Origin of the sequence: Brachybacterium timonense (genome assembly GCF_900258505.1) — a bacterium.
In the GTDB taxonomy this organism is placed as follows: domain Bacteria; phylum Actinomycetota; class Actinomycetes; order Actinomycetales; family Dermabacteraceae; genus Brachybacterium; species Brachybacterium timonense.
This window is the reverse complement of sequence record NZ_LT984895.1, coordinates 2,224,205-2,244,859: the sequence shown is the minus strand read 5'-3', so window position 1 is coordinate 2,244,859 and position 20,655 is coordinate 2,224,205. Positions and strand designations below refer to the sequence as shown.

Annotated in this window: 18 protein-coding genes; 10 read left to right on the top strand and 8 right to left on the bottom strand. The window is 66.5% G+C overall.

Annotated elements, in window-relative coordinates; translation table 11 throughout:
- Positions 1–245: 245 nt before the first annotated feature.
- Positions 246–1,394, bottom strand: coding sequence for a glycosyltransferase (locus C8271_RS09960; protein WP_245921089.1), 1,149 nt, complete (start codon positions 1,392–1,394; stop codon positions 246–248).
- A gap of 134 nt (positions 1,395–1,528) precedes the next feature.
- Here C8271_RS09960 and wecB point away from each other — a divergent pair, with 134 nt between their 5' ends.
- Positions 1,529–2,593 carry a non-hydrolyzing UDP-N-acetylglucosamine 2-epimerase gene (gene wecB, locus C8271_RS09955; RefSeq protein WP_106507152.1) on the top strand — a complete coding sequence of 355 codons (1,065 nt, stop codon included), beginning with the start codon at positions 1,529–1,531 and terminating at the stop codon, positions 2,591–2,593.
- Positions 2,590–3,789 carry a glycosyltransferase family 4 protein gene (locus tag C8271_RS09950; protein WP_106507151.1) on the top strand — a complete coding sequence of 400 codons (1,200 nt, stop codon included), beginning with the start codon at positions 2,590–2,592 and terminating at the stop codon, positions 3,787–3,789. Before wecB ends, C8271_RS09950 begins: the two co-directional genes overlap by 4 nt.
- A 45-nt stretch (positions 3,790–3,834) precedes the next feature.
- Here the strand turns inward: C8271_RS09950 and C8271_RS09945 are convergent, their stop codons facing one another.
- Genes C8271_RS09945 through C8271_RS09930 form a run of 4 tightly spaced genes read right to left on the bottom strand, consistent with a single transcriptional unit; the run spans position 3,835 to position 8,703 of the window.
- On the bottom strand, positions 3,835–4,977 hold the full coding sequence (locus tag C8271_RS09945; protein WP_106507150.1) for an acyltransferase: 1,143 nt from the start codon (positions 4,975–4,977) through the stop codon (positions 3,835–3,837).
- Positions 4,974–6,962: a DUF6541 family protein gene (locus tag C8271_RS09940; RefSeq protein ID WP_106507149.1), complete on the bottom strand. Its 1,989-nt coding sequence runs from the start codon at positions 6,960–6,962 to the stop codon at positions 4,974–4,976. Before C8271_RS09940 ends, C8271_RS09945 begins: the two co-directional genes overlap by 4 nt.
- Positions 6,959–7,378, bottom strand: coding sequence for a DUF2304 domain-containing protein (locus C8271_RS09935; protein ID WP_106507148.1), 420 nt, complete (start codon positions 7,376–7,378; stop codon positions 6,959–6,961). Before C8271_RS09935 ends, C8271_RS09940 begins: the two co-directional genes overlap by 4 nt.
- Positions 7,378–8,703 carry a nucleotide sugar dehydrogenase gene (locus tag C8271_RS09930; RefSeq protein WP_106507147.1) on the bottom strand — a complete coding sequence of 442 codons (1,326 nt, stop codon included), beginning with the start codon at positions 8,701–8,703 and terminating at the stop codon, positions 7,378–7,380. The genes C8271_RS09935 and C8271_RS09930 overlap by 1 nt, the downstream gene beginning before the upstream one ends.
- A gap of 135 nt (positions 8,704–8,838) precedes the next feature.
- On the opposite strand from C8271_RS09930, the gene C8271_RS09925 reads away from it, so the two are divergent.
- Positions 8,839–9,546: a glycosyltransferase family 2 protein gene (locus C8271_RS09925; protein WP_106507146.1), complete on the top strand. Its 708-nt coding sequence runs from the start codon at positions 8,839–8,841 to the stop codon at positions 9,544–9,546.
- A gap of 62 nt (positions 9,547–9,608) precedes the next feature.
- Here the strand turns inward: C8271_RS09925 and C8271_RS09920 are convergent, their stop codons facing one another.
- Complete coding sequence (locus C8271_RS09920; protein WP_245921088.1) at positions 9,609–10,538, bottom strand: LCP family protein; 930 nt, start codon at positions 10,536–10,538, stop codon at positions 9,609–9,611.
- A 608-nt stretch (positions 10,539–11,146) separates the two neighbouring features.
- On the opposite strand from C8271_RS09920, the gene C8271_RS09915 reads away from it, so the two are divergent.
- From C8271_RS09915 to C8271_RS09890, 6 genes are all read left to right on the top strand, one after another.
- Positions 11,147–12,136 (top strand): glycosyltransferase, encoded by a 990-nt coding sequence (locus C8271_RS09915; RefSeq protein WP_106507145.1) that lies wholly within the window; start codon positions 11,147–11,149, stop codon positions 12,134–12,136.
- The gene (locus tag C8271_RS09910; protein WP_106507144.1) at positions 12,133–13,002 is read left to right on the top strand and encodes a glycosyltransferase; all 870 of its coding nucleotides are present in this window, start codon (positions 12,133–12,135) and stop codon (positions 13,000–13,002) included. Before C8271_RS09915 ends, C8271_RS09910 begins: the two co-directional genes overlap by 4 nt.
- A 153-nt stretch (positions 13,003–13,155) precedes the next feature.
- Positions 13,156–14,313 carry a UDP-galactopyranose mutase gene (gene glf, locus C8271_RS09905; protein WP_106507143.1) on the top strand — a complete coding sequence of 386 codons (1,158 nt, stop codon included), beginning with the start codon at positions 13,156–13,158 and terminating at the stop codon, positions 14,311–14,313.
- Positions 14,314–14,321: 8 nt separating this feature from the next.
- Positions 14,322–16,361 (top strand): glycosyltransferase, encoded by a 2,040-nt coding sequence (locus C8271_RS09900; protein WP_106507142.1) that lies wholly within the window; start codon positions 14,322–14,324, stop codon positions 16,359–16,361.
- Complete coding sequence (locus C8271_RS09895) at positions 16,358–17,299, top strand: ABC transporter permease (RefSeq protein WP_106507141.1); 942 nt, start codon at positions 16,358–16,360, stop codon at positions 17,297–17,299. Before C8271_RS09900 ends, C8271_RS09895 begins: the two co-directional genes overlap by 4 nt.
- A 3-nt stretch (positions 17,300–17,302) precedes the next feature.
- Positions 17,303–18,073, top strand: a complete 771-nt coding sequence (locus C8271_RS09890) for an ABC transporter ATP-binding protein (RefSeq protein WP_106507140.1) — start codon at positions 17,303–17,305, stop codon at positions 18,071–18,073.
- Positions 18,074–18,216: 143 nt separating this feature from the next.
- On the opposite strand, the gene C8271_RS09885 is transcribed toward C8271_RS09890, so the two are convergent.
- Positions 18,217–18,873 (bottom strand): TIGR03089 family protein, encoded by a 657-nt coding sequence (locus C8271_RS09885; RefSeq protein ID WP_106507139.1) that lies wholly within the window; start codon positions 18,871–18,873, stop codon positions 18,217–18,219.
- Positions 18,870–20,081, bottom strand: coding sequence for a coenzyme F420-0:L-glutamate ligase (cofE, locus tag C8271_RS09880; protein WP_106507138.1), 1,212 nt, complete (start codon positions 20,079–20,081; stop codon positions 18,870–18,872). Before cofE ends, C8271_RS09885 begins: the two co-directional genes overlap by 4 nt.
- Before the next feature lie 264 nt (positions 20,082–20,345).
- On the opposite strand from cofE, the gene C8271_RS09875 reads away from it, so the two are divergent.
- Positions 20,346–20,645, top strand: coding sequence for a WhiB family transcriptional regulator (locus C8271_RS09875; protein WP_106507137.1), 300 nt, complete (start codon positions 20,346–20,348; stop codon positions 20,643–20,645).
- The last annotated feature ends 10 nt before the right edge of the window (positions 20,646–20,655 follow it).

Below are 20,655 nucleotides of genomic sequence, written 5' to 3'. Positions count from 1 at the left end.
GGAGACAAGGGGCTCTACGTCGGACCACGCAGGATGGTCCCCGCGATCTAGCCGTACTGTCATACATGCGTGATCAGCCAGAAGCTCTCCGGCGGGCCGTCGGCGCAGGGCGGTCCGTGCCGATGGCGCCCCAGCGAAGGAGCCGCCGAGCCAGCGAACGGATCGATGCGCAACCGCGTCCACGATCTGATCGGGCCGTGGAAGAGCGAACATGTGGCCTCCTGGGGTCGCCATCTGTGCGTGTGTTAGGTGTGCGGGTGCAGCATGCGACTCAAGATGCCGCGGGCGACCTCAGCGTCCTTCTCGAAGCTCAGCTCATGCGCAGCCGCGTCGGCGCTGTCCTTCCAACGGCGCACATCCATGGCCGTGATGTCTCTCAGCGAGTCGATGCACTGCGCGAGGTCGAAGCCCTGGGCGATGGGTCCGAGCTGATGCTTGCGTACAACGGGTTCCATCTCCTCGCTCGGGCCGATTGCCATACCGATGCGGGCCTGCACGAAGTCGAACAGTTTATTGGGCAGGGTGAGGCGCGCGTTCGTGTTGAACGGCTCGATCCAGAAGACGCCGAGGTCATAGTCGTTCAGCGTGCGAGGAAGGTCAGCGGGCGGAACCGGGTCATGGAACGTCACACGGTTCGAGGAAGCTGCACGCTCACGCAGGGCCCGCATGTACGTGCCACCATCATTAGCTGGCACCAGGTACAGATCCAGGGTGAAGCGTTCCGGCAACGCATTGACCGCATCGATCATCAGCTCGAGATTCCGCCCGAGAACAGCGGAGCCGGAATGCACAAGACGCACGCGGTCATCCTTGACAGGGGAGGGGGCGAGCTCCTGGAACCGCGAGGCATTCCGCATCACCAGAGTCGGGACCCCGTAATGCTCGTTGTACAACTGAGCGATACTCGGTCCGACGGCCGTTACCGCAGCGCAGCGCGGGAGGTAGGTGCGGCACAGATGGTCCATCAGCGGTGCCACGAGAAGGCGCCAGCTCGTGATGTGGGTGCGCTCCTCGGGGGCCCATTCATGCATGTCGGCCCAGATCGGCGCACCATGCGCCACAGCCTCAGCGAGCGCAAGAATGCGCGCCTCATTCGCTACCACGGCGTCGAAGCGGCGGCCCTCTAGAGCTCGGAGCACCCATTGGATAGCTGGCGCTGCGAGTTCCGCTGATCGCAGGCGACGCAGTGCGAGGCGTGCCACCCCAGCCGGAGTCTGGGGTAGCGTCTTCAGGTTCCCAGGCACCTCGATATGTTCAGCCGAGCCGTCTGGCCGCGGGCCATAGCCCACCGTCACCACGCGGCCGAACTCACTGACAACCGAGAGCTGTCGGAGCACCCGGGAGTCGCGGGCGATCGGCGACAGGCTGATCAGCAGAATCGTCGGTTCATGCACGGGGTCACTATAACGATCGGGCCCTGTGGCCGGAGAAGCCGTGGCGAACAGATCGGAGGCGGCACGGTCCCGCTATCGTGGGAGTGCTCATAGCCTGCCGCCGAACTCAGCCCCAGCATTCCAAGGAGCACGAGATGAAGATCCTGTCCGTGGTGGGTGCGCGCCCACAGTTCGTGAAGCTCGCGGCAATCGCCGACGCCGCCGCCCAGCGAGAGGACGTCGAGCACATCATCGTGCATACGGGGCAGCACTACGACGCCAAGATGTCCGATGCCTTCTTCGCCGACTTACGGATCCCTGAGCCTGACGTCAACCTGGCGGTCGGCTCGGGCTCCCATGGGCGACAGACCGGAGCGATGCTCGCCGGAATGGATGAGGTCCTCGAACAGCACCAACCGGACTGGACTCTCGTGTATGGGGATACGAACTCGACGCTTGCGGGCGCGTTATCTGCCGTGAAGATGCACCTCAAAGTGGCCCATCTCGAAGCGGGTCTGCGCTCTTTCAACCGCAGAATGCCTGAGGAACACAACCGGGTGCTCACCGATCACGCCGCTGATCTTCTGCTCGCCCCCACCGACGTAGCCCGGGGGCACCTCGCTCAGGAGGGGCTGGAGGATCGCGCGGTGGTTGTCGGCGATGTGATGACCGATGTCTGTCTCCGCGTCGCCGCCGCCGTGGAAGGGAGCGCTTTGCGGCTTCCGGACGGCATCGATCCCGAGGCCGATTTCGCGGTCGCCACGATCCACCGCGCCGATAACACGGATGATCCCGAGCGCCTGGCCGCCATCATCGAGGCCTTGAAGTCGCTGTCGGTGCCGCTCGCGCTGTTCGCGCATCCTCGCTTGGTGGCGAAGTCCGCTGAGGCAGGGATCGACTTGGCTGGTGGAGCGGTGCACGTGGGCGAGCCACTGGCATATCCGGATCTGATGAACGCGCTGCAGCATGCCAGCGCCGTGGTGACCGACTCGGGCGGTTTGCAGAAGGAGGCGTACCTGCTCGGTGCGCCCTGCTCGACGGTTCGCACCGAGACCGAGTGGGTTGAAACCCTGGAGGGTGAGTGGAACCGACTCGTGGCGGACCCCGCCGAGCTAGCTGCAGCAGTCGAGCGTCCGCGACCGGAGGGGCCGCGCCCCGACTTCTACGGCGATGGCCGCGCGGCGATACGCGTGATTGATCTGCTGGCGGAGCGCGCATGAGGGCCGTGGCGCGAAAGATGGGCACCCGCCCCCGCGTGGTGATCGCCAGCCGCCTGTTCACCCCGGAGGCGAGCGCGGCGGCTTTCCGCCTCGAAGCGCTCGCGGTCGCTCTCGAGGAACAGGGGGCCGAGGTCAAGGTTCTCACCACGGCCCCACCGCCAGGAGTTCATGGGGCTGCTCGCGCCGGCACCCCGTCGCGCTGGCCAGTCAAACGTGACACACAAGGACAGGTTCGCGGATATGTCTCCTACCTGAGTTTCGATATTCCGCTCGCTCTGCGCTTACTGCTGGTGGGGCGCATGGACGCTCTGGTGGTGGAGCCGCCGCCAACCACCGGCCTGGTCGCCATGCTGATCGCTGCTCTGCGTCGGGTGCCCTACACCTTCTATGCGGCAGACATCTGGTCAGACGCCACCGATAGCGTCGAAGGCGTCCCATCCATCGTTCGCACGGCGGTGCGTACCGCGGAGACGATGGTGTGGCGGCGGGCAGCACGCGTCCTCACGATCTCCCCGGGCGTGCACGCACGCCTCACGGAGCTCATCGGGGAAGCTCCCTCACGCGTCATGATCGGCAACGGCATCGATACCGACACGTTCTGTCCGGATGGACCGGATGCGGGGGAGAACCCCGACGGGGCAAGCCCCTATTTCGTCTACGCGGGAACAGTATCGGAGTGGCAGGGCGCCGAGGTCTTCCTCGATGCGTTCGCCCGCGTCCGGGAACATCGACCCGATGCACGGATCCTATTTTTCTCCGAAGGCTCGGGGCGGGACGCCCTTGAGCGCCGGGCGCGGGAGAGCGGCATCGCTGGTGTTGAATTCCGACCGAAGATTCCGCCGCAACAGGTGGCTTGCTTCCTCCGCGGAGCAGTTGCCGGACTCAGCTCGATCACCCCCGGGCAAGGCTATGAGTTCGCGCTCCCGACGAAGATCTATGCTGCGACAGCCTGCGGTACCCCTGTCGTTCATGCAGGTGAAGGTGCTGCGTATGATCGGATCCGCGACCATTCACTGGGCTGGGCATGCGACTACGACGCGCATGACGTCGCCCGGGGCATGCTCGAGGCGCTTCGCGGTGAAAATCGCCCCACACGTGAGGACCTTCGCCAATGGACACTGCGCCACGCCTCCCTGGCGGGTTGCGCGGCTCAAGGCGCACGCGAAATTCTCGAGTCGACCACTACTGCACGCTGAGGGAGGGGCACACGTCGCGCTCGCTAACGGCTGCACTACCTTTGATCAGAGAACAGCTCGCACCACGGGGATGAGCCGACCGAGCAACACCAGACCCGCTGACACAACCGTTGTCAGCAGCCATAGCAGGGCAAGGGCCCACGGCTGGCTGCTGCCGAGTGGCCCCAGTTCCCTCAGCATCACAAGCACCGCAAAGTGCACGAGGTAGATGCCAAACGTTGCCTCGCCCGCTGACCGGAGCCACGAGGCTGCCGAGCCCTCGAGCAGCCATGAGCCCAACATGCCCTGGACCGCGAGGAAAAGGGCCGCAGATGCGGCCATCACCAAAGGATTCAGATACGACGGCGCCAGAAGTGCCAGCATCCCAGACGGCTCAGGGCCGTACGGTGGCTGGGTCCACCGCGCACACGTCAGAATCGCTAGAAGCCCGATCGCCGCGATCAGCGACGCAATGGCGGCATAGCGCGGGACGTCGGTCAGTAGCACAGCACGGCCGATCACACAGTATCCGCCGTACAGCAGTGCAAAGGTCAAAGCGCCCGGGGTGACAGGAGTAATTGCGCCGACGGCGGAGCCTGAGGTGAGCAGTGGAAGAGCTGCGACTGTCGCGGCCCAGCTGCACCAGATAACACCCACGGTCCACGCGCGTTGCCGTTCCCCGTGTGCCCCTGCAACGTGTCCACTCGCCGAGAGATAACCGGACAGCACCGGAGCGATGACGTAGATGGCGAGGACCGTCCACAGAAACCAGAGGTGCGTATAGGTCTCCCCTTCGATCACACGGCGCGCAAGCGCAGCGGGCGTCAGCTGCTCCCCGCTCCACCACGCCAACACGACAACGAGATAGAAGACGGACCAGAACACGAGAGCGGGCACGACGCGCCGTACGCGGCGCCACAGGAATGCCCCGGCTCCGGCGCGGTGCGGTCCCGGCCCGAGCGTGAGCGCTCCGGTGATCATGAGGAACAGCGGGGCAGCAACTGTCAGAGCAATGCGTAATGCGACGACGGGCAGACCGGCCTCGCCCGCCTGGACGGGCCCGGCCAGAACATGCACTCCGATCACGCCGATGACGGCCGCGATTCGTAGAACGTCCAGGCTGGGACGGTAGTCGGTGTTGCCTCGCGTGGAATGCCAGGTGCCGCGGTCATCAGCTGGTTTCCCACCGGGGTAAGAACAGGTCGTCACGTTCTGGCGCCAGGGTGGTAGTCGGTGCTGCCATCGCCTGGGTCACAGTTCACCTCGTACAACGTCGAATGCGAGGTGTGCATGAGAACGGGCCCGATTCCGGTGAGGTCGCGGTCCAGCGGCTCGAAGCGGCTGTCGTACTGATACGAGATCCGATCCTGATAGACGTACCGAATCCCCCATCTGTTGAGGAAAGCACATGCCTGTGGATCAGTGGCCGCATCCGCTGCGGCGTGGATCAAGAGGATGTCTCTGTGGCGCAGTGAGGTACCTGCGACAGGGAAACGCACCTGCTGACCGTGCAGCGCATACATGTGCGCGCCCCCTGAGAACGGGCTTGCCAGCATCGTCGAGCTCGAATCGAGCGTAGAAGCGATGCGAGCGAACTCCATCCGTTCATCTGCCTGCAGGAATCGTCCCCTGCCGGGATAGTCGGGATCCAGGTTTTTGGCAGCGTTGTCGGACCGCGTCGGTATGGAGCCCAGCGTCACCACCATCGCCGCCGCGATCACGAGGACGGCGGCGACAGCACCGCGCTGTGCGCTGGATGTCCCAGCGGAGGCACCGGTCAGCCCCCGTCGTATCGCATCGCGCCACACCTGTATACCGGCAATGGCAAGCACGCAGGAGACCATTGCTAACGGCATCGACAGCCGATCCTGGCCTCGGTAGAACAGGACTGATAAGTCCAGGGGCGAGTCGACGGCGGCATCGAGGTACAACACGACAAGTACAGCCCAGGAAAGGGCGAGCCAGCGGCGCTCGCCCCGCAGACTATGTACGAGACCGGGCCACCACAGCAGTGCGATGACCACCCCGAGGGGCATCGGCCAGACCGTCCACAGTCCCAGCATGACCTCGCCGAGTGCATTCCACCAGGGAACCTGCAGACCACCGACGAACTCCGTCACAGCGGAGCCCAATGGAGTCCAGACAAGCAAGGCAACCGGTATGAGAAGCACCAGCGGGACGAGGGCGAGTAGCGGCGCGGAGCGCCGTGTCCGCACGGCGTCTGCGCCAGTGAGCGCAGCCATGATCAGAAGCGCGGTCACTGCGACATTCGGCTGCACGAGGGTGAGGCCGACGCCTCCCCACGCGATGATTCCGACCCCCGCAGTGGAGGAGATGAATCCGCGTGCAGTGCGAGGCAGCGCACTGACGTCGTCGCCGAGAACTGACCTCCACAGCGCTAAGGTGCCAGCGAGGAAACCGGGCAAGGTGGCGAAGCCGGTCAGATTAGGAATCGGCGACAGGTGAATCCACTCGTTCAGCGGAGCAGCAGGCACGAGAAGGGCCAGAATCGCCCCGGCGAACGGGGCCCATGGCAGTCCGGGATGCGTCGCGCGGGAAAGCAGTGCGATCCCGAGCGCCCACGGCACGACGGCGAGTGTCAACGTGGCCCCATTGAGGAGGATCGGAACCGGAACCCACGGCACCACAGAGACGAGATCGTGGAACGCCGCTGGATACGGCGTCACATTCCCCACAGTGTTAGAGACCGATCCAAGCGTGAGTGACGACCCCGCACCTGTCTCACGAATGCGCTGCAGAGCCGAAAGATGGTACAGCGTGTCCCAACGCTCGAGCACTGCATCGGGACGCCACCGTGCTGCACGCGCGATCGGGATGATTGCAACGGCCGCAGCACCGAGCAGCCATACCGGTGCGCCCGGCACTGTACGGCGCGGCATCAGCCGTCCCTGCAAAACAGGTGTCACGGGCAACCTGATCCCTGCGTGACGGAGCAGCCCAGCGATGATCACTACAGCGGCAGCAGAAACCACGTACGGCAAGACGCCCCAGCGCACGCCGATCCCGTGGGCGAGTATCGCCGCGACGCCGGCCAGCCCGAACCCGCATGCAGGTGCAAGGGCGAACGCCAGTAACCAGGAGCCACCGAGCAGACGAATTGATACCAGGGCTGGGAGCACCTGGAGAATCAGAACACCGATGCCAGCGGCCACCAGCACAAGGGCGTCAATCATCCGTCCCGGTGTCCCAGCGCCTGCTCGCGATAGTCACTGGCGGGGGGTGCCTCATCGATCGCCAGCCGCCGTGCCAGGTATGTCGAGCGCTTCTCCTCATTCTTCGCCCGTGCTTCCTGCACGGCGATCACACCGAGCAGCACAACCACCGTTGCGTACAGCAGCAGATCTGCTCCGCGGCCGACGCCCACGAAGTTCGCTACCCGAGTGAGCACCGTCGGAAAGATCACCGTGAAGATGGCGAACACGCCGAAGGCGATGATCAGCAGCCGACGGATAGCCAGCTGTTTCGCGCCGCGTTTGGCGAACAGCCATGCCATCACCACCAAGATTCCTGCGATGAGCAGGATCTGGATGATGAACGCCCGGTTGGTGAAGGCCCCGCCGCTGAGCGGGCCCGCGAGCAGCGTGTCCATCAGGCGGCGGGCGTCGTGGTGGTCGTGGAGCCCTGTCCGTCGCCGTGGACAAGGCGGGGGGTGCCCCTCCAGTTCTCGGCGGTGGTGATGTTGCGGCCGTCGACGATCAGCTTCACCCCGGGAACGTCACTGCTGGTGAGGTCCTTGTACTCGGGATGGTTGGTCTGCACGATGACCAGGTCCGCGGCCTCGCCCACGTGGTAGGGGTCCCAGCCAAAGCCACGCAGCTCGTCATCGGTGTAGAAGGGGTCGTGCACCGCGACCTCGGCGCCGCGGGCTCGCAATTCGTCGACAGTGGGGAACACCCCGGAGAATGCGGTCTCCTTGACACCAGCACGGTAAGACGCACCGAGCACGACGGCCTTCAGCCCCGTCAGATCACCCAGCAACTCCGTGGCGCGGCCAACGAGTTTGGCGGGCACGGAAGCGTTGAGCGTGCGGGCTGTGCGCACGGTCTCGGCGTCGGGGTCGGTGGACAGGTACAACCGCGGGTACACCGGGATGCAGTGACCGCCCACCGCGATCCCGGGCTGGTGGATGTGCGAGTACGGCTGCGAGTTCGACGCCTCGATCACCTTGTACACGTCGATGCCAGCCTGCTGCGCGAACAACGCGAACTCGTTCGCTAGGCCGATGTTCACGTCGCGGTAGGTGGTCTCTGCTAGTTTCGCGAGCTCGCTGGCCTCCGGCGAGCCCAGGTCCCACACTCCATTGGGGCGCGGCAGGTCGGAACGCTCGTCGAAGGTGAGGGCGGACTCGTAGAACTCGCGGGCACGGCGGGTGGACTCTTCGCTCATCGCCCCGATCAGCTTGGGGTACTTGCGCAGGTCCTCGAAGACACGACCGGTCAGCACGCGCTCGGGGGAGAAGACGGCGAAGAAGTCCTTCGATTCCTTCAGTCCGGAGATCTCTTCGATCATCGGGACGAAACGACCGCGGAGGGTGCCCACGGGCAGGGTGGTTTCGTAGGAGACAAGGGTGCCGGGGGTGATGTGCTCGGCGAAGGAACGAGTGGCTGCATCCATCCAGTCGAAGTCGGGTTCCCAGGTCTCGTCATTGACGAACAGGGGCACGACGATCACGATCGCGTCAGCGCCGGGGATCGCCTCCGCGTAGTCGGTGGTGGCGCGCAGGCGGCCTGCGGGGACGAGCTCCTCAAGCTTCTCCTGCAGGTGAGCCTCACCCGGGAAGGGTTCGGTGGCCTGGTTGATCAGCTCGACCTGTCGAGGGTTGATGTCGACGCCGATCACCTCGTGGCCCGCGTCTGCGAACTGCACAGCCAGTGGTAGCCCGATCTTTCCCAGTGCGACGACAGCGGTCTTCACGATCTGATTCCTCCTCGAGTGGGCGCGAGGCGCCCTGGTGCGATGGGAGGCGACCTCGGTCGCCCACCACGACAGGGTATCCTCCTAGGCGCGTCCGCTGGACGCACCACCCTCTGACCCGCCGAGAGAGATGGTATGAGCGACGCTGGTTCGACCCCGAGCGCTGATGCGCCCTACGCGGACTCGACCTGGTTCGTCGTCCCGCTGTTCAACGAAGGCGCGGTCGTCGGCGACGTGATTCGCGACCTGCGCACCCGGTATCCGCTGGTGGTGTGCGTGGATGACGGCTCCTCCGATGACTCCGCCCAGATCGCCCGCGACGCTGGGGCGGCCGTGGTGCGCCACCCCTACAACATGGGGCAGGGTGCTGCCCTCAAAACCGGAATCGACTACGCGCTGCGCGATCCGGCGATGCGGCAGATCGTGACGTTCGACTCGGACGGCCAGCACCAGGTGGATGACGCCGCCCAGATGATCGCGCTGCGTGAGCAGGAACAGGTGGACGTCGTGCTTGGCTCCCGCTTTCTGGATGCGCGCACGAAGCCGGGGCTGATCAAACGCCTCGTGCTGTGGGGTGCGGTCCACTACTCGAATCTCACCAGCGGCGTGCGTCTCACTGATGCGCATAACGGGCTGCGGGTGCTCGGGCGTCACGCCTGCGAGGTGATCACCATTGAGCAGAACCGGATGGCGCACGCCTCCGAGATCGTCGAGGAGATCGGTCGGCACGAGCTGACGGTGCGCGAGCATCCCGTGCACATCCTGTACACCGACTATTCGCGATCGAAGGGGCAGTCGGTGTTGAACTCGGTGAACATCGTCATCGACATGCTGTTCCGGTGACCGGCAGTCCGCTGCTCACTCGTCCTTCATCCCGCTGCCCGGGCGCCAATCGTGCCCGCGGCTCACCCGTCCTGCTTCTCCCGAGCGAGGGAGCCGTCGGCCATTGCACCGAAGAACTGCTTAATCTCGGCGTCGTCGGTCAGGATCGCGATGCCCGAATGCTTCGTGCGGTATTCCGGATCCTTGATCGGCATCTGCACGGCCCCGGCGCCCATGGCTGAGCGGGCCGCAAGCGCCATACGGCCCAGCGCGAACACGCCCGTGCCGTTGCTGGTACGCAGAGCGTCGGAGCCAGCCCCGGCCAGCTTCACCTGACTGGCCGGATTCAGCAGCACACTCGGAGACGTTGCGCGGTCCAGCAGAGCGCTCACGAACTGCTGCTGCCGCTTCTGCCGGCCGATGTCGGCTGTCGGGTCGATGTACCGAGCGCGCACGAAGGCGAGTGCCTGTTCCCCGCCAACGTCATGGCATCCCGTCGTCATCTTCAGACCGGAGCGGGCATCGTCCACGTCATGGTCGATGCACAGGTTCACGTGCCCGACCGCATCGACGATGCCCTCGACGCCGTCGAAGCCGATCTCCACGAAGTGATCCACCGTCAGCCCCGTGAATTCCTCGATGGTTGTCACCAGCAGAGCCGGTCCGCCGAAAGCGAAGGCGGCGTTGAGCTTGTACTTCCCGTGCCCGGGAATATCCACGAGGGTGTCGCGCGGCAACGAGACCAGGTACGACTCACCGTTGGGGGCCTTGTGCAGCAGCATGATCGTGTCCGCGCGCTGGCCCGTGGTGCCGTCGTCCGTCACGGCCTGCCCGCCGCGAGAATCGGAACCGGCGATCAGATAGGTCGTGCCCGGTGTCGCCTCGCGTCCGGAGAGCGCGTCGACGTGGTCGATCCGACCGTTCGCCCACAGGGTGAGTCCGCCGACCCAGCCGAGCAGGACGATGAGCACGAGGGCCATGAGCGTGGCGGTCAACCGCACCGGGCGTGGCACCCGCGAGCGTGAACGACGCGGCGGACCGGGACGCATCGATGCGACACCGCCGTCAGCGGGCGGGGCGAACCGGTCGCGGTGAGCAGGAGGCTCCTGCGACCACCCGGGACGTGGCCCCTCCTGTTGCACGCGCGGTGCCCCCGGATGACCTGTACGTTCGTGACCGACGGGGATCTGCTGTTCCACCGGCAGCGGCCGCGTCGGCTGCTCGACACCTGCGGACCCGGCGCGAGACGGGCCCCGCCGCGGCAGAGCGCGTGCGCTGCCCCCGGCCCGGGCTCGTGAGCCTCCAGGACGCCGCGGCGCACCCGGACGGCTGGGGCCTGGCGGCTTCTCCTCTGCCACAGTGCGGTCCTTCCTGTCGTTGGCCTGTCAGCGTCCAGTCGTCGGCCCGTCAGCGGCGCTCTGTCGTCGAGACCACGCATCCCCGGGATGCGCCCGACGCCGTCCGTACCGTGCGCTCGTCAGGGTAGCCGGTGGCGCGTGGCAGATTCCCGGAAACGCAACGCGTGTCAACACCGCAGCGTCGGTCACAGGCAGAGCGTCCCCGCCTTCGTAGACTGGGCCCGCCTGCGCACGGTGCGCGAGGCCGAAGGTCAGGAGGCGATGTGTCCGAGCCGCGCAACAGCGTGATCAGTCGAGACAGCCAGGGGCACCGTCGCGTCATCGCCGTCGTGGTGACGTACAACCGCGAGCAGCTGCTTCACCAGTGCCTCGACGCGATCGCCGCGCAGACGACGCCACCGGCAGGTGTGGTCATCGTCGACAACGCATCCACGGACCGCTCTGGTCACGTGGCAGATGAACACCCGCTGGGCGCTGATGTGCTGCACTTGCGTCGCAACGTCGGCGGCGCCGGCGGGTTCGCTGCGGGGATCGCCCGCGCCTTGGTGCGCCACGACGCCGACTGGGTCTGGGTGATGGACGACGACACCGTGCCACGTCCCGATGCACTCGCCGCGCTGCTGTCCGCCATCGAGGCCTCGCCGGTGCGCCTATCGGTATTGAGCTCTCGCGCTGTCTGGACCGACGGTCGCGAGCACCCCATGAACCGGTCACGTACACGGTGGAACGCCCGGCAGCAGGAACGCGCTGATGCGGCGGCTGCGGGCGGGCGCCCGATTCGCACCGCCAGCTACGTCTCTGTTCTGCTGCGCGGGGAGGACGTGCGCCGCCTCGGCCTGCCTCTGGCTGACTACTTCATCTGGTCCGATGACTTCGAGCACACGGGGCGTCTGCTGCGCCGCGGCCGTGGGGTGCATGTGCCCACCTCTGTGGTCGAACACCGCACCGCTACCTTCGCGAACGCCCAGAAATCCCCGGGCAGCCGCTTCTACTTCGACGTGCGCAACCGCGTCTGGGCACTGCTGCGCACATCGTCGTTCAGCCTGCCCGAGAAGGCGATGTACGGCAGCGCCTCAGTGCTCGGCTGGGTCAAGCGTCTGCTGCGCCACCGGGGCGACCTGCTCGGCGTGGGGCTGCGCGGACTCGGAGATGCGCTCCGCCGAGGCCCGCGCCCATCCGCCGACGTGCTCAGTGCCGACGGTGACGCCGCCGCCGACGTGCGCCGCATCGAGCGTGAGGCCGGCCGCTCATGAGCCCATCGGCCGTCTCGCAGCGAGGGGAGCCGTTCAGCGTCCTGATGCCGCTGTGGGGGAAGGATGACCCGGTGTGGGTGGAGCGCGCCATCCGCTCCTCGACGATCGAGCAGCAGCTGCAGCCCGACCACCTCATCCTCACCGTCGACGGCCCGTTGCCGCCCACGCTCGAACAGATCACCGAACGCGTTGAGGCGGGGGAGTTCGGCCCGGCCCGCGTTCTGCGCCATCCGACCCACCGCGGCATCGCTGCGGCGTTGCAGGACGGTCTGCTGGCCGCACCGACAGAACTCGTCGCCCGGGCCGATGCCGATGATCTGTGCCGCCCGGAGCGGTTCGCTCGCCAGATTCCCGTGATGGCATCCGGTGACCTCGACGTGCTCGGCTCCGCCATGCAGGAGTTCTCCGACCGGATCAGCGTCGGAACCGGGCCCTGGAGATCGCGTCCGCTCACCCAAGAACGGATCGAGGCATACGCGACCCAGCACTGCCCGTTCCATCACCCCACCGTGGTGCTTCGGCGCAGCGCCGTGCTTGCCGCCGGCGGCTACCGCGACCTGGCGCTGCTCGAGGATTACTGGCTGTGGCAGCGGATGCTTCTCGCTGGGGCCCGCGTGGCGAACGTCCCCGAGGCGCTCGTCGACTACCGCGTCGATGAGCAGCTCTTCCGCCGTCGCGGCGGGATGCGCCTGCTGTTGAGTGACCTGTGGCTGCAGCGACAGATGCTTCGCGATCGCATGATCGGCCCGGGACGGTTCGCCGTGAACGTGCTGCAGCGCGCCCTCTACCGTCTCGCGCCGAGCCCCCTGCGTCGGCTCGTCTACCGGCTCGGCGTCGAGCGCTGGCTGCGGCGCAGATCCGGCTGAACGGACCGGACGCTGATTCGACGTCGAGGCGCGCCGACGGCTTCGCAGGGACCGGGCGGCGGCTCGGCTACTGTGGGACCGTTCCGGTCCCGGAGGCTGTGCTTCATGCAGCCGGGGCCGCGTCCATTGCCCCGGTAACGGAAAGGACACCCTGTGTCGACCCCTGATCTCCTCGTCGTCGGAGCAGGCCTGTTCGGCCTGACGATCGCGGATCGGGCTGTGCGTGAGCACGGCGTCTCCGTGACGATCATCGATCGTCGCGACCACATCGGCGGCAATGCCTACTCGGAGCGGGACGAAGCCACTGGCATCGAGGTGCACCGATACGGCGCGCACCTGTTCCACACCTCCAACACGCGCGTGTGGGATTACGTGCGCCAGTTCACGGAGTTCACCGGGTATCGCCACACCGTCTATACGACCCACCGCGGCGTCGTGTATCCGATGCCGATCAACCTGGGCACGATCAACCAGTTCTTCTCCGCCGCCTACACGCCCGATGAGGCACGTGCCCTCGTGGCCGAGCAGGCCGGCGAGCTGGCTGGCACCGACCCAGAGAACCTTGACGAGAAGGGCATCTCTCTGATCGGTCGCCCGCTGTACGAGGCGTTCATCAAGAACTACACCGGTAAGCAGTGGCAGACCGACCCCAAGGAGCTGCCCGCCTCTATCATCAAGCGCCTGCCGGTGCGCTACACCTACGACAACCGCTACTTCAACGACACGTACGAAGGCCTTCCCAGGGACGGCTACACCGCATGGCTGGAACGCATGGCAGACCAGCCAGGCATTGACGTGCGCCTGTCCACAGACTTCTTCGACGCCTCACAGCCGCTGAACAAGGACGCCGTGCGCGGCCAGATCCCCGTGGTGTACACCGGCCCGATCGACCGCTACTTCGACTTCTCGGCCGGGGCGCTCGGCTGGCGCACCATTGATCTGGAGACCGAGCACCTGGAGGTCGGCGACTTCCAGGGCACCTCCGTGATGAACTACGCCGACGCCGACGTGCCGTTCACCCGCATCATCGAACCGCGGCACTTCCACCCCGAGCGCGACTACCCGACAGATCGCACGCTCATCCAGCGCGAGTACTCCCGCTTCGCTGCCGAGGGCGACGAGCCGTACTACCCGATCAACTCCAACGCCGATCGCGAGACACTGCTGCGCTACCGCGAGATGGCCGATGCCGAGCCGCGCACCCTGTTCGGAGGCCGTCTGGGCACCTACCAGTACCTCGACATGCACATGGCGATCGGCTCCGCCCTGTCGATGGCGGACAACAAGCTGGCTGACCTGCTGGCTGCGTGAGGAGAGACATGACCACCACCGCACCCCAGCGCGTCCTGCAGCGCCTCATTCTGCCGACGCAGGCCACCCCAGACGTCGTTCCCCTGTACATCGAAGGTGGAGACGCCCGTTCCGGTGTCACCTCCGCAGCGCACGGACTGGGCGCCGGCAGCCGACGTGGCGCCGCAGCACAGGACGCTCCGGCGACCGCGCAGGCGCCCGCATCCGTTGACCTCCACGAGCTGAGCTCCCGGCGCTCTGTGCACATCCCGGGCAGCTCCATGCGTTCCTTCGCGACGTACTTCAACGCCTTCCCCGCGAGCTACTGGCGGCGCTGGACACCGGTGCGCTCCGTGCGGCTGACTGTGCGCAGTCGCGGCGATGGCCTGCTGGTGGTGATGCGCTCCTCCGCCCGCGGAACCCTGCAGCGACACACCGCTGTTGAACTGCGCGGTGAGGCTGAAAGTGTGGTCGACCTTCCGCTGACGGCCTTCGGCGACGGCGGCTGGTACTGGTTCGATGTGTTCGCCGGTGCCGAGGGCGTGCTGATCGAGAGCGCCGAGTGGAGCGCCGACGCCTCCCTGGCCCGCACCGAGGGCACGTTCTCCATCTCGATGACGACGATGAACAAGGTGTCCTACTGCCTGGACAACATCGCCACCATCGCTCGTGACAGCGAGCTGATGAGCAAGCTCGATGTCATGTACGTGGTGGATCAGGGGTCGGACCGTCTGCGCGATCACGCGGATGAGCTCGCCCCGCTCCAGGACGTGATGGGATCCAAGCTCGAGGTCATCGAGCAGGGCAACATCGGCGGCAGCGGTGGTTTCTCCCGCGGCATGTACGAGGCAGCGACCGAAGGCACGTCCACATATGTGGTCAACTGCGACGACGACATCGTGATCGAACCCGAGTCGCTGCTGCGTCTGTGCACGTTCGCGGATTTCGCAACGACGCCCACCATCGTTGGTGCGCATATGTTCGATCTGAACAACCGCTCCGTGCTGCACACCTTCGGCGAGGTGGTGGACCGCTGGCGCATCCAGCCCGCGCTGCCCGTGGCCGAAGCAGAGCTCGGGCATGACTTCGCGCGCTCCCCGCTGCGCTCCACCCCGTGGCTGCACCGCCGTTTCGACGTGGACTACAACGGTTGGTGGATGTGCCTGATCCCCACCGAAACCGTGCGAGCGATCGGCCTCAGCCTGCCAGTGTTCATCAAGTGGGACGACGTCGAGTACGGCCTGCGCGCCAAGGAACGCGGCTATCCGACCGTCTCCCTGCCCGGCGCCGGTGTGTGGCACATGAGTTGGGTGGACAAGGACGACCTTGTGGGCTGGCAGGCCTACTTCCACGAGCGCAACCGCATCATCACCGCGCTGCTGCACTCCCCATACGACCGCGGTGGCCGCGTGGTCAAGGAATCGCAGTTCATGGACGTCAAACACCTGATCTCCATGCAGTACTTCACGGAGGCCGGCCGTCTCATGGCTCAGCGCGACGTGCTCGCAGGGCCCGATGCTCTCCACGGCAACATCGGCACCAAGCTGCCAGAGATCCGCGCCATGGCCCAGCAGTTCGACGACTCGCGCACCCAGAAGGACCAGGACGCATACCCTGCGGTGCGCGTGAACAAGCCGCCGCGCAAGGGCCGCCCGTTCACCCAGCCTTCCCGGCTCGTGCTGCCAGCCTGGACTGCGAAGACTCTCGTCAAGCAGCTCGTGAAGCCTGCATCCGAGCGGTCGGACGCCAATCCGCAGGCTGCCATCGCGCATCAGGACGCCAAGTGGTGGCGTCTGTCCGCCTACGATTCGGCGCTGGTCTCCAACGCTGAGGGCACCCAGATCGCCTGGTACAAGCGCGACCCGCGCCAGGTCCGCGGGATGCTGGCGTCCGCTATTGGCGCGCATGTGGAGCTGTGGCGCCGCTGGAACGAGCTGCGTGACCTCTATCAGCAGGCCAGTGAGCGGATCACCTCCTTCGAGGCCTGGGAGCGCACGTTCGAGCAGAACCCTGCTCCGGTGCGTGAGCAGGACGAGCAGCGCTCCGCGACCACCGGCGCCGGCGCGTGAGCGACACCGAGACTGCAGGGGAAGGCGCGATCAGCCCGGCGCTCCGGGCGCCGTCGCGCCAGGAGCGGGCGGACGGTTGGCATGCCCCGGGACAGGACGCAGGCTGGCTGAACCCGCTGCGTGAGCGGTTCCTGCTGCACTTGCTGGTGAAGAAGGAGCTGCGGGTCCGCTACCGCGGCAGCGTGCTCGGCATGGTGTGGAGCTACGTGAAGCCTGCCGTGCAGTTCGCGGTGTTCTACATCGCGCTCGGTGTGTTCCTGCAGCTGTCCAAGGGCGACCCCGCCTACGCGGTGTATCTGTTCTCCGGGATCGTCGTCATCAACCTGTTCGGCGAGGTGTTCGGCAACGCCACCCGCTCCATCACCGGCAACGCCCCGCTGGTCTCGAAGATCTACCTGCCCAGCGAACTGTTCCCATGGGCGAGCATGATCGTGGCGCTCGTGCACTTCGTGCCGCAGCTGCTCGTGCTGCTGGCTGGCGCGCTCCTGTTCGGCTGGACCCCGTCGCTTCTCGAGATCGGCGCTTTCGGGATGGGCATGGTGATCCTGGTCGTGTTCACGATCGGGCTCGGCATGCTGACTGCCGCGCTGAACGCCGCGTTCCGGGACATCGAGAACTTCGTTGACCTCATCGTCATGGTCGCTACCTGGCTGAGCCCCGTGCTGTACCGCATCGCGCTGGTCGAGGAAGCGATCGGCGGAACAGTGATGTTCTGGCTGTACGTGCTGAACCCGCTGACGATCGTGGTCGAACTCTTCCACACCGCGTTCTGGCGCCACCTGCCGACCACCATCGCGATCCAGGCCGAAGACCCCGCCTTCGCGGCATCCGGCGTCAGTGGACTGTGGTGGCTCGGACTGCTCGTTGCCGCGATCACCTTCGTTCTCGGCACCCTCGTCTTCGAGCGCTCCAAACGGCGCTTCGCCCAGGAGCTGTGACCCATGAGCACCGCATCCACCGCCCAGCCCGCAGCGGGAGCTGCACATGAGACCCGCGAGATGATTCGCATCGAGAACGTCTCCAAACGTTTCTCGCTGCGCCACACAAGAGCGCTGAAGGAGCTTGTCTTCGCTGCGCTGCAGCGCAAGAAGCTCGCCGATACGTTCCTCGCCCTCGACAGCGTGGACCTCACGGTGCGTGCGGGCGAGACCGTCGGCCTCATCGGGTTCAACGGCTCCGGCAAATCGACGCTGCTCAAAACGATCTCCGGCGTCCTCTTCCCGGACAAGGGACGCGTGCTGTTACGCGGGCGCGTGGCCGGTCTCATCGAGGTAGGCGCAGGGTTTCACCCGGATCTGACCGGCCGCGAGAACGTGTTCCTCAACGGTGCGATCCTGGGGATGAGCCGCGAGCAGATCGAGGAGCGCTTCGACGACATCGTCGCGTTCAGCGAGATCGAGCGCTTCATCGACACGGATGTGAAGTACTACAGCTCCGGCATGTTCCTGCGCCTCGCCTTCGCTGTCGCGGTGCACACCGATCCGGACATCTTCCTGGTCGATGAGATCCTGTCCGTCGGCGATGAACCGTTCCAGCGCAAATGCCTGGCGAGGATCCGCGAGCTGCAGGCTGCGGGGCGCACGATGGTGGTGGTCTCTCACGAACTCGACATGCTCGAGGAGCTGTGCACGCGGATCGTCGTGCTGCAGCAGGGGCGCGTGATCTTCGATGGGGATCCGCACGAAGCGGTCTCCACACTGCGCGCCTCCTGAACCGAGATACCGCTCGGCGGCCGGTAGCCAAGCGCCGAACCAGCTTCGGCTGGCCGAAAGCTGTACTCCCATCGGACGGTCCCAGGCTGTGTCACGACACGGCAGCGAAGACGCCGCGTGTGTACAGCCGGACGCCGGCCAGGTCAGAGCCGCATCGTGACTCCCTCGGCGCGGGTGATCTCCTCGGTCACTGCGCTCGCCGGGCCCACCACGCGCCCGCCCGCGAGCCACACGCCGAGCACGGTATCGAGGTGATCGAGCCCGTCGTCTGGCACAAGAACGACCGACTCTGCCGACGGCGCGACGTCCGGCCCGCTCCAGGCAGGAAGGGGAGCCGTCAGGCGATCTGGGCTTGACCGCACCTCAGCTGCCCAGTCATGCACCAGCGGCGGCAGAGAGCCCGGGAACCCCGGGCTGAGGGATGCCGCCTCCACAGCGAGAACGTCGTCGGCCTCGTCAGCAGCGGGGGAGGCTGGGTCTGAGGTGAACAGCACGCGGACGGGATCCTGGCCGGGGACGCTGCGCAGATCCGCGCCGAGAGCGAACGCGGCGATAACGATCACGAGCCGCTTCCAATGCGGTGCAAGGTCGACCACGGTGATCTCCCTGGGCTCAAGCGCGATCTCGTCCGCCAGGTGGCCGATCGCCTTGATGATCCAGTTCGCGAGTACATGGCCGGACAGCTCCACGCGCCCATCCTCGCCGTACCAGGCGAGCGCGGGTCGCGGGCCGACGGCTTCGAGAGCCTCGAGCAGTGCGGGCACGGGACCAGCGGTGGGGGAAGCGGGCGGTGTGGTCATCGAGCGTTCTCCTCAGGATGCTTGCGGGGACATGGGGCCTCGAGATGGATGCGGATCGCGCGCAGGGCAGGGTCGTCATCGGCGATGGCCTCTGCTGCGAGTGCCGTGCGCAGTCGCTCCACGAGCGCGCCTGCGCGCGCCCAGCCGCGTGGCGTATCGGCTCCGGGCAGCACGTACAGCTCCATGCCGTCGCGCCGCAGCAGAGGTTCGGGGTTTACAACGCTGCTGCGCTCCACATCACTGACGTGCTCTCCATCATGATCCCTGCTGCAGTGGGCATGCTCGACGTGGATATCCCCGATCTGCTCGGCCTCGTGGCGTGTGCGAAGCGCCACCTGGATTGCCTGCTCCACGCGATCAGGCGCCGGCTCCGGATCCATGGCCGCCACCGGCTCATCCTCGAGGCGCAGACCGAGAGCCTGCCAGACTGACTCGAGACTGGGGCGACGGAACCAGTCGTCGGGCCCCGTCCGGGAGAGCGCCGATGCCGGGACACCGGGCTCCGCTAACGCGTGCTCCGCGCCGCGGATGATCGCCGCGGGGATCCCGGCCGTCTTCCCCTTCACCAGATCGGCCGCGGCGGCGAGTTCATCGGCGAGGTTGCGCACCGTCACCGCCATACGACGCCCCTGGGAATCGGCGGTGCCGCGCAGATCCTGCAACGATGCGAGCCCCGCGGCGCCCAGGGCGATATCGCCGACGCCGTGACGCCAGATCCGTGAGGACGTGTCGGTGAGGATCACGGCCAGAGCACACCCGGTGGCATCCTGCAGGGCGCTGCGAATCTGCCGTGCGCATGCATCCGGATCCTCCGGCAGGAGCAGCAGCCCATCGGGGGCGTTCGAGGAATCGATGCCTGCGGCCGCCATCACCGGGCCATGGGCCAGCTGCACAATGCTGGTCACGACAGTGCCGTGCCGACGCCGCGCCACCGTGCGCACCGCCTGCTCCCGCACGGCAGCGTCCTTCTGCTCCGGCGGAACCACCAGGCCGGCCGCCTTGGAGATGATCTTCGTGGAGATGCACAGGACATCGCCGTCCTGCAGCGTGCCGTGCAGGTGCGCTGCGAGCAGAGCCGTCAGGTCATCGCCCGGCCGCACCTCGGGCAGCCCCTCGATACCGATCACCTCAAGGCGCGCAGGCCCGGCCTGTGCCCGGTGCGACTGCGTGCCGTCCGCTCCGTGCTCGCGGTCGATGCGTCCGTGCACTCCTGCTCCTCGCGTGGTCGATTCATCCGGCGGCGCTGTCCTTACGTGGACCGTGATCCCGGACGCACGGTTGACGAGCCTGAACTACACGGGTGTATTTTAGGGGCGCAGCCGGTGAGGCGGCCACATGGTTGCGGGATCCGCGTCGGACCTCCTGCCTGGTCGTCGGCGCACCGGCACCCGAATCGACAACAGACCGCTCGACCGCCGCACGCAGAGGCGCACCGAGCCCCGGCACGCGGCCGGACCGGAGGGAGTACGACGATGGATGACCAGCTCGGCGAGGATCGGCAGCGCGTAGAGCTGTCCCTGCTGGACTTCACCGTCGCCGACGCCGAAGACGGTGAGCTGTCCTGGCAGGAACGTGCGCTGTGCGCCCAGACCGATCCCGAAGCCTTCTTCCCGGAGAAGGGCGGTTCCACGCGGGAGGCGAAGAAGGTCTGCGTGTCCTGCGAGGTACGCGCTGAATGCCTCGAGTACGCGCTCGAGAACGATGAGCGCTTCGGTATCTGGGGCGGTCTGTCCGAGCGTGAGCGGCGCAAGCTGAAGCGTCGCGCGGTCTGACCGCTCCTCC